We start from the raw sequence: 14,832 nt of genomic DNA, 5'->3' as shown, positions 1-14,832 counted from the left end.
CACAGTACAGCGCTCAGGGATTGCTTCCGGCTGCCGTTACAGTGATGGCAATGTGATACACAACGGGCGGGTTGTGCTTAACTGTCCGCATCAAGGCACAGTGCCACTACTTTTGCGGGTCGGAGTTTTACCCTTGTCACGCGTGTCTGCTTTACGTTTCAGTCACTTTCTCCCTTCGTTACTGCTGCTGTTGGCCGGGCTCTCGGCTGCGTACGTCAAGGACCTCAGCGTCTTCTTCACTTCACTGTTCAATGTGTTGCCGACCCTGGTGCTGTTGCTGGGCGGTTCGTACTGCGCGGTGTATCGCCGTCAGCGTGAATTGTTCCTGATGATCACGGTGTACATCGCCTATTTCCTGCTCGATACCCAGACTGACTACTACCGCGACAATGGCCGCGTGCGCGAAGACGCGGCCGTGGTGTTTCACCTGTGTTGCCTGTTATTGCCGCTGCTGTTCAGCATCTACGCGCTGTGGCAGGAGAAGACCCATCTGTTCCGCGACTTCGTCGCCCGTTGTGCGGTGCTGCTGGCAATTGGCAGCGTGGCGCTGGCTCTGGAGCAAAGTTATCCCCAGGCACTGCTGAACTGGCTGGCGGAGATCCGCTGGCCCGCCCTGCATGGGACCTGGATGAGCCTGATCCAGCTGTCATACCCGATGTTCCTGATCGGCTTCCTCACCCTGGCGGCGCAGTACTGGTACCAGCCGCGCCCGTTGCATGCAGCGCAGCTGGTGGGTTTGCTGGGGATGTTCTGGATGTTGCCGCAGACCTTCATCCTGCCGTTCACGCTGAATATCATGTGCAGCCAGGTCATGCTGATGATCGCCGCCGGTGTGGCCCACGAGGCTTATCAAATGGCGTTCCGCGATGAACTGACCGGCCTGCCGGGGCGCCGTGCCTTGAATGAACGCATGCAGCGGCTGGGGCGCAACTATGTGCTGGCAATGACCGACGTCGATCACTTCAAGCGCTTCAATGACACCCATGGTCACGATGTGGGCGACCAGGTGCTGCGCCTGGTGGCGAGCAAGCTGTCCAAGGTCAATGGTGGTGGGCGTGCCTACCGCTACGGCGGTGAAGAATTCGCTGTGGTGTTTGCCGGCAAGACCCTGGATGAGTGCATGCCGCACCTGGAGGAAATCCGCGAGATCGTCGCCAACTACGACATCAAGCTGCGCAACTCGGACCGGCCCCAGGACGATCAACAAGGCCGTCAACGCCGGGCGGGCAGCGGCGCGTCGAGTGTGTCGGTGACGGTCAGCATCGGCGTGGCCGAACGCCAGATCGACCAGCGTACGGCGGAAGAAGTGCTCAAGTCCGCCGACCAGGCGCTGTACGCCGCCAAGGGCGCGGGGCGTAACTGTGTGGTTGCGGCCGGGCAGACCCGCCGTGGCGCGGTGCGCATGCAGAGCGCTGCCGGTTGAGTGATGGCGGTGTATTCAGCGGTTCTACAATGATTGTCCGGGGCGCCGGCCGGCAGTAGGTTGAAAGGATCTGCTGCCGGAGACATCGCCATGCCTGAGTACAAAGCTCCCCTGCGCGACATGCGCTTTCTGATCGACAACGTGTTTGATTTCCACGGCCACTACGCTGCCCTGGGCGCCACGGACGCCAGCCCGGACATGGTCAGTGCAATCCTGGAAGAAGGCGCGAAATTCTGCGAGAACGTGCTTTCGCCACTCAACCGCAGTGGTGATGAAGAGGGCTGCCATTTCGACAATGGCGTGGTGACCACCCCCAAGGGCTTCAAGGAAGCCTTCGCCCAGTACGTCGAGGGCGGCTGGCACGGTGTGGCGGCAGACCCGGCCTACGGTGGCCAGGGCCTGCCGCAATCGTTGGGCTTGGTGCTCAGCGAGATGATCGGCTCCAGCAACACCTCGTGGGGCATGTATCCGGGCCTGACCCACGGCGCCATGTCGGCGATCCACGCCCACGGCACCGAAGAGCAGAAGGCCACGTTCCTGAGCAAACTCACCGCCGGCGAATGGACCGGCACCATGTGTCTGACCGAAGCCCATTGCGGCACCGACCTGGGGCTGATCAAGACCCGCGCCGTGCCCCAGGCGGATGGCAGCTATGCGATCACCGGCAGCAAGATCTTCATCTCGGCCGGTGAACACGACATGAGCGCCAATATCATCCACCTGGTGCTGGCCAAGCTGCCGGATGCGCCGGCGGGCACCAAAGGTATCTCGCTGTTTATCGTGCCCAAGTTCCATACGGATTCGGCAGAGCGCAACGCAGTGCACTGTGGCTCCATCGAGCACAAGATGGGCATCAAGGCCTCGGCTACCTGTGTGCTCAACTTCGACGGCTCCAAGGGCTTTTTGATTGGCGAGGCGAACAAAGGCCTCAACTGCATGTTCACCATGATGAACCACGCCCGCCTGGGTACCGGCATGCAGGGCCTGTGCAATGGCGAAGCGAGCTTCCAGGGCGCGATCAAGTACGCCAACGATCGCCTGCAGATGCGCGCGCTGACCGGCGCCAAGGCCCCGGAGAAAGCCGCCGACCCGATCATCGTGCACCCCGATGTGCGCCGTATGCTGCTGACCATGAAAGCCTTCAACGAAGGCAACCGCGCACTGACCTATTTCACTGCACAGTTGCTCGACACCGCGCACCTGAGCAGCGACGCCGACCAGCGCCAGGAGGCCGAAGACCTGTTGGCCTTCCTTACCCCAATCTGCAAAGCCTTTATGACCGACACCGGGCTGGAGGTGACCAACCACGGCATGCAGATATTCGGCGGCCATGGCTACATTCGTGAGTGGGGCATGGAGCAACTGGCACGCGATGCGCGGATTGCGCCGATCTACGAAGGCACCAACGGCATCCAGGCCCTCGACCTGCTGGGGCGCAAGGTGTTGGGCAGCCAGGGCAAGTTGCTGCGCGGCTTTACCAGGATTGTGCATAAGTTTTGCGCGGCGAATGCCGAACATGCGCAGCTCAAGGGTTATGTGGTGCAGCTCAATCAACTGAATCAGGAATGGGGCGAGCTGACCACCCAGGTCGGTATGGCGGCCATGAAAAACCCTGATGAAGTGGGCGCGGCGGCTGTGGATTACTTGATGTACAGCGGTTACATCATCCTCGCCTACTTGTGGCTGCGGATGGCCATTGCAGCGCTGGCGCACGATGACACAGACTTCGCCAAGGCCAAGCTGGCCACCTGCGACTTCTACTTCAAGCGCCTGCTGCCACGTACCGCAACCCATCGCGCCGCCGTGGAAGCGGGCAGCGAATGCCTGATGAGTCTGCCTGCGGAGTCGTTTGCGCTGTGATGACTTAAAAATACCAGCCAGTCACAAGTGGACCCTATGTGTCTGAAAAGTTGTTCGGGTACACTCGGAGCCTGTAAAACCGATCCTATCGAATCACTTTTCACGTTCTCACGAGGTTTGCCATGGCTGATTACAAAGCGCCGCTGCGTGATATGCGCTTCGTCCTCAACGAAGTCTTTGAGGTCGCCACCACTTGGGCCCAATTGCCGGCATTGGCAGACAGCGTTGACGCCGAAACCGTAGAGGCCATCCTCGAAGAAGCCGGCAAGGTCACCGCCAAATCCATCGCCCCGCTCAGCCGCGGTGGCGATGAGCAGGGCTGCCGCTGGGATAATACGGCGGTGTTTACTCCGGATGGTTATCCACAGGCCTACAAAACCTACGCTGAAGGTGGCTGGGTCGGCGTAGGCGGTGACCCCGTGTTTGGCGGCATGGGCATGCCCAAGGCTGTATCGGCCCAGGTTGAAGAGATGATCAACTCGTCGAGCCTTGCGTTCGGCCTGTACCCGATGCTGACCTCCGGCGCCTGTGTGTCGATCAACACTCACGCCAGTGAAGAGCTCAAGGCCACCTACCTGCCGAAGATGTATTCCGGTGAGTGGGCCGGCTCCATGTGCCTGACGGAAGCACACGCCGGTACCGACCTGGGGATTATCCGCACCAAGGCCGAGCCGCAGGCAGACGGTTCCTACACGATCAGCGGGACCAAGATCTTTATCACTGGCGGTGAACACGACCTCACCGAGAACATCATTCACCTGGTGCTGGCTAAACTGCCGGACGCACCGGCCGGTCCCAAGGGGATTTCGCTGTTCCTGGTGCCGAAGTTCATGGTCAACGCCGACGGCAGCCTGGGCGCGCGTAACCCGGTGAGCTGCGGCTCCATCGAACACAAGATGGGTATCCAGGCGTCCGCCACCTGCGTGATGAACTTCGACGAAGCCGTGGGCTATCTGGTGGGCGAGCCTAACCGTGGGTTGGCGGCGATGTTCACCATGATGAACTACGAGCGTCTTGGCGTGGGTATCCAGGGCCTGGCGTCCGGCGAGCGCTCCTACCAGAACGCGATTGAATATGCCCGCGACCGCCTGCAAAGCCGCTCGCCGACCGGTGCCCAGGCCAAAGACAAGGTGGCCGACCCGATCATCGTCCACCCCGATGTGCGCCGTATGCTGTTGACCATGAAAGCCGCGAACGAAGGCGGTCGCGCGTTCTCCACCTACGTGGCGACGCAGCTGGACATCGCCAAGTTCAGTGAAGATGCCGCTGCCCGCGAGCGGGCCGATAACCTGGTGGCGTTGCTGACGCCGGTGGCCAAGGCGTTCCTCAGCGATCTGGGCCTGGAAACCACCGTGCTCGGCCAGCAAGTGTTTGGCGGCCACGGTTACATTCGTGAGTGGGGCCAGGAGCAACTGGTGCGTGATGTACGCATCACCCAGATCTACGAAGGCACCAACGGCATTCAGGCACTGGACTTGATGGGGCGCAAGATCGTCGGCAGCGGCGGTGCGTTCTACACCTTGTTCGCCGACGAGATTCGCCAGTTCATCGCCTCGGCGGGGCCCGAACTGGCTGAGTTCAGCCAACCGCTGAGCGCGGCGGTGGATAACCTGGACGAGTTGACCGCCTGGGTGCTGGATCGCGCCAAGACCAACCCGAACGAGATCGGCGCAGCCTCGGTGGAGTATTTGCATGCATTTGGTTACATGGCCTACGCCTATATGTGGGCGCGTATGGCCAAGGCCGCGTGGGGCAAGGAGACGGAGGAAGACTTCTACGCCAGCAAGCTGGGCACCGCGCGCTTCTACTTTGCGCGTCTGTTGCCACGTATTCACTCGCTGAGTGCGTCGGTAAAAGCCGGTAGCGAATCCCTGTTTTTGCTGGATGAGGCACTGTTCTAAGGGCTTGGAGGGCGTGTAAGCATTCTCTTACATGACGTACTGCTAATCGTCCTCTATCGCCAAATTGGATCCACAGATAATCTACTTCACATGGACGTCGCGCAGGAAGCGCAAAGCAACAACACGGACACGTAGGATTCTGCCAGGATGGCGGAGTGAAATGGATGTCAGGGAAACAGTCTGCAAAGCCCCGCTTCGGCGGGGTTTTCTTTTGCCAGCGAAAAAGTCAGGCGCCGAATTTCAAGCCAGGGCCGGCGGCGCATTCATCACGTCTTCCAGCAACGTGCGTAACAGTGCCACCGTCGCCTGTTGGCGTTGTACATCGCGGCAGACCAGCCCGACTTTCAGCGGCACCCTCGGTTCGCTCAAGGGTTTCCACAGCAGCATTTGGCTGTTGTGCTCGTCCTGAGAGCGCCCCGGCAGCACCGTTGCCAATTGGGTGTTAGGCAAGCTGTCGAGAATCCCCACCATGGTATTGAGCTCCGCCTGAACCTGGGGCCGTCGCCCAAGGTTTGCGAGCTGGCCTTGCCAGATCTGCCTGACTTGAAACTCCTCCCCCAACAGCAACATCGGCAACTCGGCCGCCTGCTTCAGCGAGACTTTCTTGAATTCGCGCAGCGGATGATCTTCCGGGATGACCACCTTCAGCTCATCCTCATACAGCAACACGCCGTGCAGCCCCGGCTGGCGTGGCGGCAGGTAGCTGATGCCGATGTCCAGCGAGCCGTTAAGCAATCGCCGTTCAATCTCAAGCCCGGTCAATTCGTAGATCTGCACCACCAGGTGCGGCTGGGCCTTGCGCACGCGCTCGAGCATTTGCGGGACCAGGCTGGTGTGCACGGTTTGCAGCACGCCGATGGCCAGGGTGCGCATGGCCTGACCCTTGAAGTTACGCAAGGCTTCGATGGCTTGCTGCATGCCATCGATCAGCGGCAAGGCATGGTTGTACAGCGTATGGGCGGCCAGGGTGGGCAGCAGGCGTTTGCTGCTGCGTTCGAACAGGCTCACATCGAGGTTGCGCTCCAACTGGCGGATCTGTTGTGAGAGCGCCGGCTGAGAGATCGACAGGCGTTCAGCGGCACGGCCCACATGGCCTTCTTCATACACCGCGACGAAATAACGCAGTTGCTTGAAATCCATAAGACTTACTTATCGAAAAAGCTGGAAAATCGAAATGGCCGATGGCCCCCGAGGCGCCTAGTCTAGCGCCTATTCGCAGGGCTTACAGGGCCGGATCGGGCAATGAACAGTGTTTATGTTGATGACGTTTACATAGGCAAGGCAACACACCCGCAGACAATGATTGCAGGAGAAACCGACCAAGGCCCGGTTGCCATCGGGGGGAAGCTGTGAATCTCTTCAATATACGTCGTCCCGTGCCCAGCCTGGACGACCTGGTTCTGGAGGCTTCACCCGATACGCTGTCCAGCGAGGCGCTCATGCCCACCGTGGCGAGGCCGCCTCAGGTTTTCGTACGTGGCCAGGGCTCCTGGCTGTGGGACAGCGACGACCGTGCCTACCTGGATTTCAGCCAGGGCAACGCCGCCAACAGCCTCGGCCACAGCCCGCAGGTCTTGATCAAAGCCCTCGCCGAGCAGACCCAGGCCCTGATCAATCCGGGCATGGGTCTGCATAACCGCGCTCAACTCAATCTTGTCGACCGCCTGTGCCATCGTACCGGCAGCGACCAGGCCTACCTGCTCAACAGTGGCGCCGAGGCCTGCGAAGCGGCGATCAAGCTGGCGCGCAAGTGGGGCCAACTGCATCGCGGCGGGGCCCACCGCATTATCAGCGCGAGCAATGGTTGCCATGGGCGCAGTTTCGCCGCACTGGCGGCGTCGGCCGGCAATCTGGAAAACCGCTTTGAACCGCAATTGCCCGGCTTCAGCCATGTGCCGTTCAACGATCTGCCGGCCCTGCATGCGGCGGTCGATGCACAGACAGTCGCCATCCTGCTGGAGCCGGTCCAGAGCGAAGCCGGCGTGATCCCCGCGACGGAACATTACCTCAAGGGGGTTGAACGGCTGTGCCGCGAACTGGGGATCCTGCTGATCCTCGATGAGGTACAAACCGGCCTCGGTCGTTGCGGCACCTTGCTTGCCGAACAGCAGTACGGCGTGCGGGCCGACATCATCACCCTCGGCAAAGGCCTGGGCGGAGGCGTGCCGTTGGCAGCCCTGCTGGCGCGCGGCAACGCCTGTTGCTTCGAAGTGGGTGAGTTGGAAGGCACCCATCATGGCAACGCGCTGATGGCGTCGGCCGGGCTGGCGGTGCTCGATACGGTGCTGGAGCATGGCTTCCTGGAACACGTACGTGAATCCGGCCTTTACCTGAGCGAAGGCCTTGCCCGCCTGGGCTACCGCTACGATCAGGGCCCATTACGTGGCCACGGCCTGATGTGGGGCCTGACGTTGTCGGATGATTCTGCAGATGCAGTGGTAAACGCCGCCCTGCACGAAGGCCTGATCCTCAACGCCCCGCAACCTGACTGCCTGCGCTTCACCCCGGCGCTTACGGTGAGCAAAAGCAACATCGACGAAATGCTCCTGCGCCTGGCTCGCGCTTTTTCCCGGGTGCGCACCGCCCAGTTGCAGTGCCGCAAGGGCATCGCCGTTTAACCCACATTCCTGAACCGTCTCGCGGTATACGCGGCGCCTCCAGCCTGATTTTTTCGGCTGGGGGCGTTTTTTTGTCTGGCCATTAAAGGATGGCCTGGTGCCAGATCCCACTGAACCCTCACGAACGCCCAAGGTCGATTAGCTACACGGCTCACACGAGCCGATTTTCTGGAGCTGACCCATGGACATCATTCGTATCATCATCGCCATCCTGCTGCCGCCACTGGGTGTGTTCCTGCAAGTGGGTTTCGCCGGCGCGTTCTGGCTGAATATTCTGCTGACGTTGTGCGGTTACTTCCCGGGCATCATTCACGCCGTGTACATCATCGCCAAACGCTGATGGCCTCAGCCTTTTGCGATGAGCCGTGAATTGCGCTCATTGCGAAAGGCCAGTTGCTCGATGGTCTGGGTAGCATGTTCGGCCTCTTCCCGCGCCTTGAGGATGATGCCGTGCTGCTCGGACTTGCTGCACACCGGGTCGGCATTGCTCGCATCCCCCGTGAGCATGAAGGCCTGGCAACGGCAGCCGCCGAAGTCCTTTTCCTTTTCATCGCATGAACGGCACGGCTCGGGCATCCAGTCGTAGCCGCGAAAGCGGTTGAAGCCGAAAGAGTCGTACCAGATGTGCTGCATGCTGTGGTCGCGCACATTGGGAAACTGCACCGGCATCTGTCGGGCGCCGTGGCAGGGCAGGGCGGTGCCGTCTGGCGTCACCGTCAGAAAGATACTGCCCCAGCCGTTCATACAGGCCTTCGGGCGCTCCTCGTAGTAATCCGGCGTGACGAATATCAGCTTGCACGGGTGGCCTTCGGCTTCGAGCTTGGCGCGGTATTCGTTGGTGATGCGTTCGGCGCGCACCAGCTGTTCCTTCGTCGGCAATAAACCCACGCGATTGAGTTGCGCCCAGCCATAGAACTGGCAGGTGGCGAGCTCGACAAAGTCCGCCTCCAGCGCGATGCACAGCTCGATGATGCGGTCGATCTTATCGATATTGTGCCGATGGGTGACGAAGTTCAGCACCATCGGGTAGCCGTGCGCCTTCACTGCGCGGGCCATTTCCAGCTTTTGCGCGAAGGCTTTTTTCGAGCCGGCCAGCAGGTTGTTCACCTGTTCGTCGCTGGCCTGAAAGCTGATCTGGATGTGGTCCAGGCCGGCTTTCTTGAAGTCGCTGATTTTCTGCTCGGTGAGGCCGATGCCCGAGGTGATCAGGTTGGTGTAGAACCCCAGCTTGCGCGCCTCGGCGATCAGTTCGGCAAGGTCCTGGCGTACCAGTGGCTCACCGCCGGAAAACCCCAATTGCGCGGCGCCCATCTCACGGGCCTCGCGAAACACCTTGATCCACTGTTCGGTGCTCAGCTCCTTGCCCTGCTCGGCAAAGTCCAGCGGGTTGGAGCAATACGGGCATTGCAACGGGCAGCGGTAGGTCAGCTCGGCGAGCAACCATAGCGGCAGGCCGATGGCTGGTTTTTCAGGCAAGGGTGATCCAGTGCTCAGCACGGGCGACCTCCATGAATTGCTCGATGTCTTCCGCCAGCTCAGGCACGCCGGGAAATTGCTTATCCAGCTCAGCGATGATCGCCACCACGTCGCGCTCACCGTCAATCAAGCCACCAATCAGCGCGGCGCTGTCGTTGAGCTTGATCATGCCTTCGGGGTAGAGCAATACATGGCCTTTTTGCGCGGGTTCGTACTGGTAGCGGTAGCCCTGGCGCCAGGTCGGTTTTCTGCTGCGATCAAAACTCATAGGGTGATCCCTTTGTGCCAGACCCGCTGCTCGGTCACGCTGTGATACGGCGGGCGTTTCAGTTCGTAGGCCATGCTCATGGCATCCAGCATGCTCCACAGGATGTCGAGTTTGAACTGGAGAATTTCCAGCATGCGCTCCTGGCCTTCACGGGTGGTGTAGTGCTGCAAGGTGATTGCCAGCCCATGCTCCACATCGCGCCGAGCCTGGCCCAGGCGGGTGCGGAAATACTCATAACCGGTGGGATCGATCCACGGGTAGTGCTGCGGCCAGCTGTCCAGGCGCGACTGGTGGATCTGCGGCGCGAACAGCTCGGTGAGCGAGCTGCTGGCGGCTTCCTGCCAGCTGGCACGGCGAGCAAAGTTCACATAGGCGTCTACCGCAAAGCGCACGCCGGGCAACACCAGTTCCTGGGAACGCAGCTGGTCAGGGTCGAGGCCGACCGCTTGGCCCAAACGCAACCAGGCTTCGATACCGCCGTCTTCACCCGGTGCGCCATCGTGGTCGAGCAGGCGCTGGATCCACTCGCGACGGATCTCGCGGTCCGGGCAGTTGGCCAGGATTGCGGCGTCTTTCAGCGGGATATTCACTTGGTAATAGAAACGGTTGGCGACCCAGCCCTGGATCTGCTCGCGGGTGGCACGGCCTTCATACATCGCCACATGGTACGGGTGATGAATATGGTAGAAGGCGCCTTTGGCCCGCAGGGCTTTTTCAAATTCGTCGGTGTTCATAGGTCTATCAGTCATAAGAGGTCTCCTGTAGGAGCGAGCTTGCTCGCGAAGGTCGTTAACGATGACGTGGGCATTCTGAATGAGCACGGTGCCCTTGGGTTTTTCGCGGGCAAGCCCGCTCCTACAGTTCGATGCTCATGCCGTCGTAAGCGACTTCGACATTGCGCCGCACCAGTTCCGCGCGCTCGGGGGAGTCTTCATCGAGGATCGGGTTGGTGTTGTTGATGTGGATAAGCACCTTGCGTTGCTCGGGCAACTGCTCCAGTACTTCGAGCATGCCGCCGGGGCCGTTCTGCGCCAGGTGGCCCATCTCGCGGCCGGTACGGGTGCCGACGCCACGGCGCTGCATTTCGTCGTCGTCCCACATCGTGCCGTCCACCAGCAGGCAATCGCTGCCGGCCATGATCTCCAGCAACGGCGCATCGACTTTGCCCAGGCCCGGGGCGTAGAACAGTTTGCCGCCGGTGCGCAGGTCTTCGACGATCAGGCCGATGTTATCGCCTGGGTGCGGGTCGAAGCGGTGCGGCGAGTAGGGCGGGGCGGCACTGCGCAGTGGCAGTGGGGTGAAGCGCAGGTTCGGGCAGGCCGGGATGGTGAAGCTGGCATCCAGCTCGATGCGGTTCCAGGCCAGGCCGCCGTTCCAGTGGGTGAGCATGGTGAACAGCGGGAAGCCGGTACTCAGGTCTTCATGGACCATATCGGTGCACCACACCTGGTGCGGGCAGCCTTCGCGCAGGCTCAATAAACCGGTGGTGTGATCGATCTGGCTGTCCATCAGGATGATGGCACTGATGCCGGTGTCGCGCAGTGCGCGGCCGGGCTGCATCGGCGCAAAACCCTGGAGTTGCGCGCGGATATCCGGCGAGGCATTGCACAGTACCCAGTTCACGCCATCGTCGGAAATGGCGATGGATGACTGGGTCCGCGCCTGCGCCCGCAGGCTGCCGTCACGAAAACCTGCGCAGTTCACGCAGTTGCAGTTCCACTGCGGGAAGCCGCCGCCAGCGGCGGAACCTAGAATCTGGACAAACATGGCCGCTCCATCAAGCAAAGCTCAAAACAAAAACGCCCCGGGCGAACCGAGGCGTTGTATTACCCAGCGGCTTAGCGGCTGGCGAAGTACATGGTGACTTCGAAGCCGATGCGCAGATCAGTGTAAGCAGGTTTGGACCAGGTCATATTCTTACTCCTACGAAGGGATGGGACGTTTACTACCAAGTAATACATATAGTCCACCTCCAGTCGGAGATGTTCAGATGTGTGCGTAGGAATGTTACGCAATTCTTTGCAAGTTAGCGCTGTCTTGGTGGAAAAAGCCTGTTGCAGGGTTGGCAATGATCAGCCTGCCGAGTGCCAGGCCTCCGAGATGCGCGGGCCGTTGGCGACACACCGCCAACCGCCTGCCGCCTCGTTCAGTTGCTGCGCCGCGCGCTGCAAGTCTTCGCGGGAGCGACTCTGGATCAGTGGCTGGAGCTGTTCCAGGTAATCCGACGAATGACCGGCCAAGCTCGCCTGCCAAAGCAGTTCGGCGGCTTGGGATGGGGTCAGCACTTCGGATGAGAACTGTTGCGCCAAGGCCAGGTTGCTCAGGTCATCGCGACTGTCTATCAGCTCAGGTAGCTGCGCAAGCAAGGTCAGCACGTGATCAACGATTGCGTCACGGGACACACTGGGTGACTGCACCCCAAACAGCAGCCCGGTTTGCCCGTTGATCTGCCGAATGCCACTGAATACGGCGTAACCCAACTGCAACTCGACCCTCAGGCGCTGGTAAAACGGCCCCTGGAGCACGTGCCCAAGCAGTCGCCATGCAGCTTCATCGACCAGGGACTGGCTGGGCGCCGGGCAAAACAGCAGCAAGGCGGCTTCGGTTGAGTCGGTTTTAACCTCATGCCACACACGTTGACCGCCGAGGTGTTGAAGAGATCGTTCGATGAGTGCAGGTTGCCCAGGCAGACGGACGGCTGCGGCCTTTATCAATGCCTCACACGCGGCTGGCACACCCAGCCCCAGGCCGTGCCAGCGTGCGGTGGCCCAAGATGCAGGCTGATCGCTGGCGTCGACACTGTCGGTGGCGCAGCACGTGGGGAGCGCCTTGAGCAGTTCTCGGATTGCGATCATGGGCGGTGCTGGCGGGGCGGCGTCTTGCGTCAGATGCAGGCTCTGCGCCAACGCCTCCAGCACGGCCGGCATGGGCTCGTGCAGCCCGGTCATCTTCACCAGCCAATCATGGCCGGTGGTTTCGAAAGATAATTCCACGCCCGCCTGGCGCGCGTTCTCACGCAATGGCTGCAAGGTGTTTTCCAGCCCAGCAGGCGCTGGCGCGTCGAAGCGCCAGTTCAGGTACAGCGCGCCCTCATCGCTGTCATCCGTCAAGGCTTGGCTGAAGGTCAGCGCCGTTACGCCCCTTCGCCCCCGTGAACGATCTTGGGCAAACGTGCGCAAGCCTCGGTGAGCGCTGGTTTGGCCGCGAATCAGGCCGGCGCGTTCTTCTTTGACCGGTGGGCGCAGGAACGGGTTGTTCGGGGGCAACTGCCAACGGTGTTCGGCGGGCGGCAAATGCAGTGAGTCAAGCAGGGCCTTGAGCGCAGCGACGCCCTGTTCACTGAGGTCTTCGCTATCGTTGCGGGCCAATGCCAGGGCGCCCTGGGTCTGTTGTTGGCGAGCGTTCAGCAGGGCGAACTCTTCGCGCAGTGGCGTCCAATCGCTGTGTGCGAAAAAGCTCAGCCAGTCGTACAGCAGCGCCTCAATGTGTGTGGTCGGTTCGTCTTCGCTATCGAGCGTAAAGTCGATGTCCAGCACGGCTTGTCCGGCGAAGTGATACAGCACTGACGCCTGCAGTGCGCTGGTCAAGTGGCGGTTTTTCAACTCGGCGAGCAGCCCGCCCGGCGCGGAGGTATTGAGCCAGGTGCAGAGGAAATCCAGGGCTTCACGGGGCGCGTCACAGGTGATGACGTGGTGCAGATGGCCGCTGTCGATGTGTTGATAACGCCGAGCCTGGCCTTGCATCAAGGCCGGTGGTGAGGCCTGCGGATGCAGGGGGCCAGTGATCAGTTGCGCGCTGAAGCGTTGCGCCAGGGCTTCCAGCTCATCCAGCGTCTGTGGGCCGGCGAGGCTCAAGGTCATCTGCCCGCTTTGATAGAAATGTCCGTGGAATTCCCTGAGTGCTTTTTGAAATTCCTCGTGCTCCACCGGCAGGCTGTCACGGTTGCCCGCGTGAAAGCCGCGTAGCGGATGATCCGCTGCCAAACCTTCGAGCAGCGCCACCTGCTGCTGTGCCTTGGCATCCTGGGACCAGGCGACGTACTCGGCGTGCAGCACTTCGCGCTCGCGCAGTTGATCTTCCAGATCCAGGCGCGGACGCGCCAGCATGTCAGCCAGTCGCTCCAATCCATTGGCAAAGGTCGACACCGGTAGTTCGAAGAAGAAGTCTGTGGTGCGTTCGCGAGTGCTGGCGTTGACCTGTCCACCGTGACACTGCACGTAGGCCATCAGCCCTTCGCCTGCAGGAAAGCGCTCGGTTCCCAGAAACAACAAATGCTCAAGAAAATGTGCCAGCCCCGGCCAGGCCAACGGCACGTCGTGGCTACCGGCAGCCACCCGCAGCGCCGCCGCGCAACGCTTTAAGCGCGGTGCATGGCGCAGGGAAACCCGCAGGCCATTGGCCAGGGTCAGATGAACGGGATAAAGGTGGGCCGGGGCGGGCATGGGCACTTCCAGAACGGGGCAAGTGCCTATGCTAACAAACCCGTTCAATCAGGGCTTGTGCAGCGGGCCGTAAAGCTCGGGACGCCGGTCTTGCAGGTAATGGTTGGCGGCGCGGGCGTCGAGGATCGATTGCCGATCCACGGTCCCGACAATCAAGGCTTCATCCAAGCCCGCCTGGGCGATTCGCCGGCCATCCGGTGCGGCAATGCTGCTTTGCCCGCAGTACTGAATCTCGCCTTCGTGCCCGCAGTAATTGGCGTAGGCCACGTAGCACTGGTTCTCGAAGGCCCGTGCCCGCACGGTGACGTCGGCGACAAAGTCGAACGGCACCATATTGGCGGTGGGCACCAGGATCAGCTCGGCACCGGCCAGGGCCAGGCGTCGAGTGTTCTCCGGGAACTCGAGGTCATAGCAGATCAGGAACCCCAGCTTCCATCCGTTGAGTTCCACCAGCGGAAAATCATCGTCGCCGGCACTGAACATCGAGTGGTCCAGATCGCCGAACAGATGGGTCTTACGGTAGTTGCACCGGCGCTGGCCGTGGGCGTCGATCAACTGCACGGCGTTGTAGATCTGCCCATCATCGGCCCGCTCCGGGTAGCCGTACAGAATGGCCCGCCCGGCGTTTTGTGCGATTTCGGCAATAGCTTGCGCAGACTCCCCATCCTGCGCTTCGGCCAACGCACCCACGGCTTCAGCACCGATGTTGTAACCGGTGAGGAACATCTCCGGCAGCACCAGTACATCGGCGTCCGACGCTTCATGCGCCAGTTGGTGCAGACGCTTGAGATTGCCTGCGACATCCAACGGCAGCGGTGGGCATTGGTAAAGGGCGACGCGCATG

13 protein-coding genes are annotated in these 14,832 nt (G+C 61.2%); 5 read left to right on the top strand and 8 right to left on the bottom strand.

Annotated features, from left to right (window positions below):
• Positions 1–133 precede the first annotated feature (133 nt).
• The 3 genes from HCF10_RS20105 to HCF10_RS20095 all read left to right on the top strand — a co-directional run bounded on the left by HCF10_RS20105 (position 134) and on the right by HCF10_RS20095 (position 5,184).
• Entirely contained in the window at positions 134–1,423 is a 1,290-nt protein-coding gene (locus tag HCF10_RS20105; RefSeq protein ID WP_131699105.1) for a GGDEF domain-containing protein, read from the top strand.
• Positions 1,424–1,513: 90 nt separating this feature from the next.
• On the top strand, positions 1,514–3,283 hold the full coding sequence (locus HCF10_RS20100) for an acyl-CoA dehydrogenase C-terminal domain-containing protein (RefSeq protein ID WP_167656252.1): 1,770 nt from the start codon (positions 1,514–1,516) through the stop codon (positions 3,281–3,283).
• Positions 3,284–3,405: 122 nt separating this feature from the next.
• Positions 3,406–5,184, top strand: coding sequence for an acyl-CoA dehydrogenase C-terminal domain-containing protein (locus tag HCF10_RS20095; protein ID WP_131699107.1), 1,779 nt, complete (start codon positions 3,406–3,408; stop codon positions 5,182–5,184).
• A gap of 240 nt (positions 5,185–5,424) precedes the next feature.
• On the opposite strand, the gene HCF10_RS20090 is transcribed toward HCF10_RS20095, so the two are convergent.
• Positions 5,425–6,324 carry a LysR family transcriptional regulator gene (locus tag HCF10_RS20090; protein ID WP_131699108.1) on the bottom strand — a complete coding sequence of 300 codons (900 nt, stop codon included), beginning with the start codon at positions 6,322–6,324 and terminating at the stop codon, positions 5,425–5,427.
• A 209-nt stretch (positions 6,325–6,533) separates the two neighbouring features.
• Here HCF10_RS20090 and HCF10_RS20085 point away from each other — a divergent pair, with 209 nt between their 5' ends.
• Together HCF10_RS20085 and HCF10_RS20080 are read left to right on the top strand one after the other, a co-directional pair.
• Positions 6,534–7,802, top strand: a complete 1,269-nt coding sequence (locus HCF10_RS20085) for an aminotransferase class III-fold pyridoxal phosphate-dependent enzyme (protein ID WP_167656251.1) — start codon at positions 6,534–6,536, stop codon at positions 7,800–7,802.
• Between the two features lie 181 nt (positions 7,803–7,983).
• The gene (locus tag HCF10_RS20080; protein ID WP_010207008.1) at positions 7,984–8,142 is read left to right on the top strand and encodes a YqaE/Pmp3 family membrane protein; all 159 of its coding nucleotides are present in this window, start codon (positions 7,984–7,986) and stop codon (positions 8,140–8,142) included.
• 5 nt (positions 8,143–8,147) lie between these two features.
• Here HCF10_RS20080 and pqqE read toward each other — a convergent pair whose 3' ends face one another.
• The 7 genes from pqqE to HCF10_RS20045 all read right to left on the bottom strand — a co-directional run bounded on the left by pqqE (position 8,148) and on the right by HCF10_RS20045 (position 14,831).
• A complete protein-coding gene (pqqE, locus tag HCF10_RS20075; protein ID WP_065938222.1) occupies positions 8,148–9,278 on the bottom strand; it encodes a pyrroloquinoline quinone biosynthesis protein PqqE in 1,131 nt (376 codons plus the stop codon).
• The gene (gene pqqD / locus HCF10_RS20070) at positions 9,271–9,546 is read right to left on the bottom strand and encodes a pyrroloquinoline quinone biosynthesis peptide chaperone PqqD (RefSeq protein ID WP_167656250.1); all 276 of its coding nucleotides are present in this window, start codon (positions 9,544–9,546) and stop codon (positions 9,271–9,273) included. Before pqqD ends, pqqE begins: the two co-directional genes overlap by 8 nt.
• Positions 9,543–10,295, bottom strand: coding sequence for a pyrroloquinoline-quinone synthase PqqC (pqqC, locus tag HCF10_RS20065; protein WP_131699111.1), 753 nt, complete (start codon positions 10,293–10,295; stop codon positions 9,543–9,545). The genes pqqD and pqqC overlap by 4 nt, the downstream gene beginning before the upstream one ends.
• A gap of 106 nt (positions 10,296–10,401) precedes the next feature.
• Positions 10,402–11,313 carry a pyrroloquinoline quinone biosynthesis protein PqqB gene (pqqB, locus tag HCF10_RS20060; RefSeq protein WP_032883902.1) on the bottom strand — a complete coding sequence of 304 codons (912 nt, stop codon included), beginning with the start codon at positions 11,311–11,313 and terminating at the stop codon, positions 10,402–10,404.
• Between the two features lie 71 nt (positions 11,314–11,384).
• On the bottom strand, positions 11,385–11,459 hold the full coding sequence (gene pqqA, locus HCF10_RS20055; protein WP_003194766.1) for a pyrroloquinoline quinone precursor peptide PqqA: 75 nt from the start codon (positions 11,457–11,459) through the stop codon (positions 11,385–11,387).
• A gap of 159 nt (positions 11,460–11,618) precedes the next feature.
• Entirely contained in the window at positions 11,619–13,988 is a 2,370-nt protein-coding gene (gene pqqF / locus HCF10_RS20050) for a pyrroloquinoline quinone biosynthesis protein PqqF (protein ID WP_167656249.1), read from the bottom strand.
• A 48-nt stretch (positions 13,989–14,036) separates the two neighbouring features.
• The gene (locus HCF10_RS20045) at positions 14,037–14,831 is read right to left on the bottom strand and encodes a carbon-nitrogen hydrolase family protein (RefSeq protein WP_167656248.1); all 795 of its coding nucleotides are present in this window, start codon (positions 14,829–14,831) and stop codon (positions 14,037–14,039) included.
• Position 14,832: the final 1 nt, after the last annotated feature.

This window comes from Pseudomonas sp. B14(2022) (assembly GCF_012030485.1).
Classification (GTDB): domain Bacteria; phylum Pseudomonadota; class Gammaproteobacteria; order Pseudomonadales; family Pseudomonadaceae; genus Aquipseudomonas.
Note: the sequence above shows the minus strand (reverse complement) of the source record. Positions and strands in the feature narration are given on the sequence as shown.

Excerpts from the sequence above, each read along its gene's own strand:
- HCF10_RS20100 (WP_167656252.1), top strand. The coding sequence starts at position 1,514 with ATGCCTGAGTACAAAGCTCCCCTGCGCGACATGCGCTTTCTGATCGAC.
- HCF10_RS20095 (WP_131699107.1), top strand. The coding sequence starts at position 3,406 with ATGGCTGATTACAAAGCGCCGCTGCGTGATATGCGCTTCGTCCTCAAC.
- HCF10_RS20090 (WP_131699108.1), bottom strand. The coding sequence starts at position 6,324 with ATGGATTTCAAGCAACTGCGTTATTTCGTCGCGGTGTATGAAGAAGGC.
- HCF10_RS20080 (WP_010207008.1), top strand. The coding sequence starts at position 7,984 with ATGGACATCATTCGTATCATCATCGCCATCCTGCTGCCGCCACTGGGT.
- pqqD (WP_167656250.1), bottom strand. The coding sequence starts at position 9,546 with ATGAGTTTTGATCGCAGCAGAAAACCGACCTGGCGCCAGGGCTACCGC.
- pqqC (WP_131699111.1), bottom strand. The coding sequence starts at position 10,295 with ATGACTGATAGACCTATGAACACCGACGAATTTGAAAAAGCCCTGCGG.
- pqqB (WP_032883902.1), bottom strand. The coding sequence starts at position 11,313 with ATGTTTGTCCAGATTCTAGGTTCCGCCGCTGGCGGCGGCTTCCCGCAG.
- pqqF (WP_167656249.1), bottom strand. The coding sequence starts at position 13,988 with ATGCCCGCCCCGGCCCACCTTTATCCCGTTCATCTGACCCTGGCCAAT.
- HCF10_RS20045 (WP_167656248.1), bottom strand. The coding sequence starts at position 14,831 with ATGCGCGTCGCCCTTTACCAATGCCCACCGCTGCCGTTGGATGTCGCA.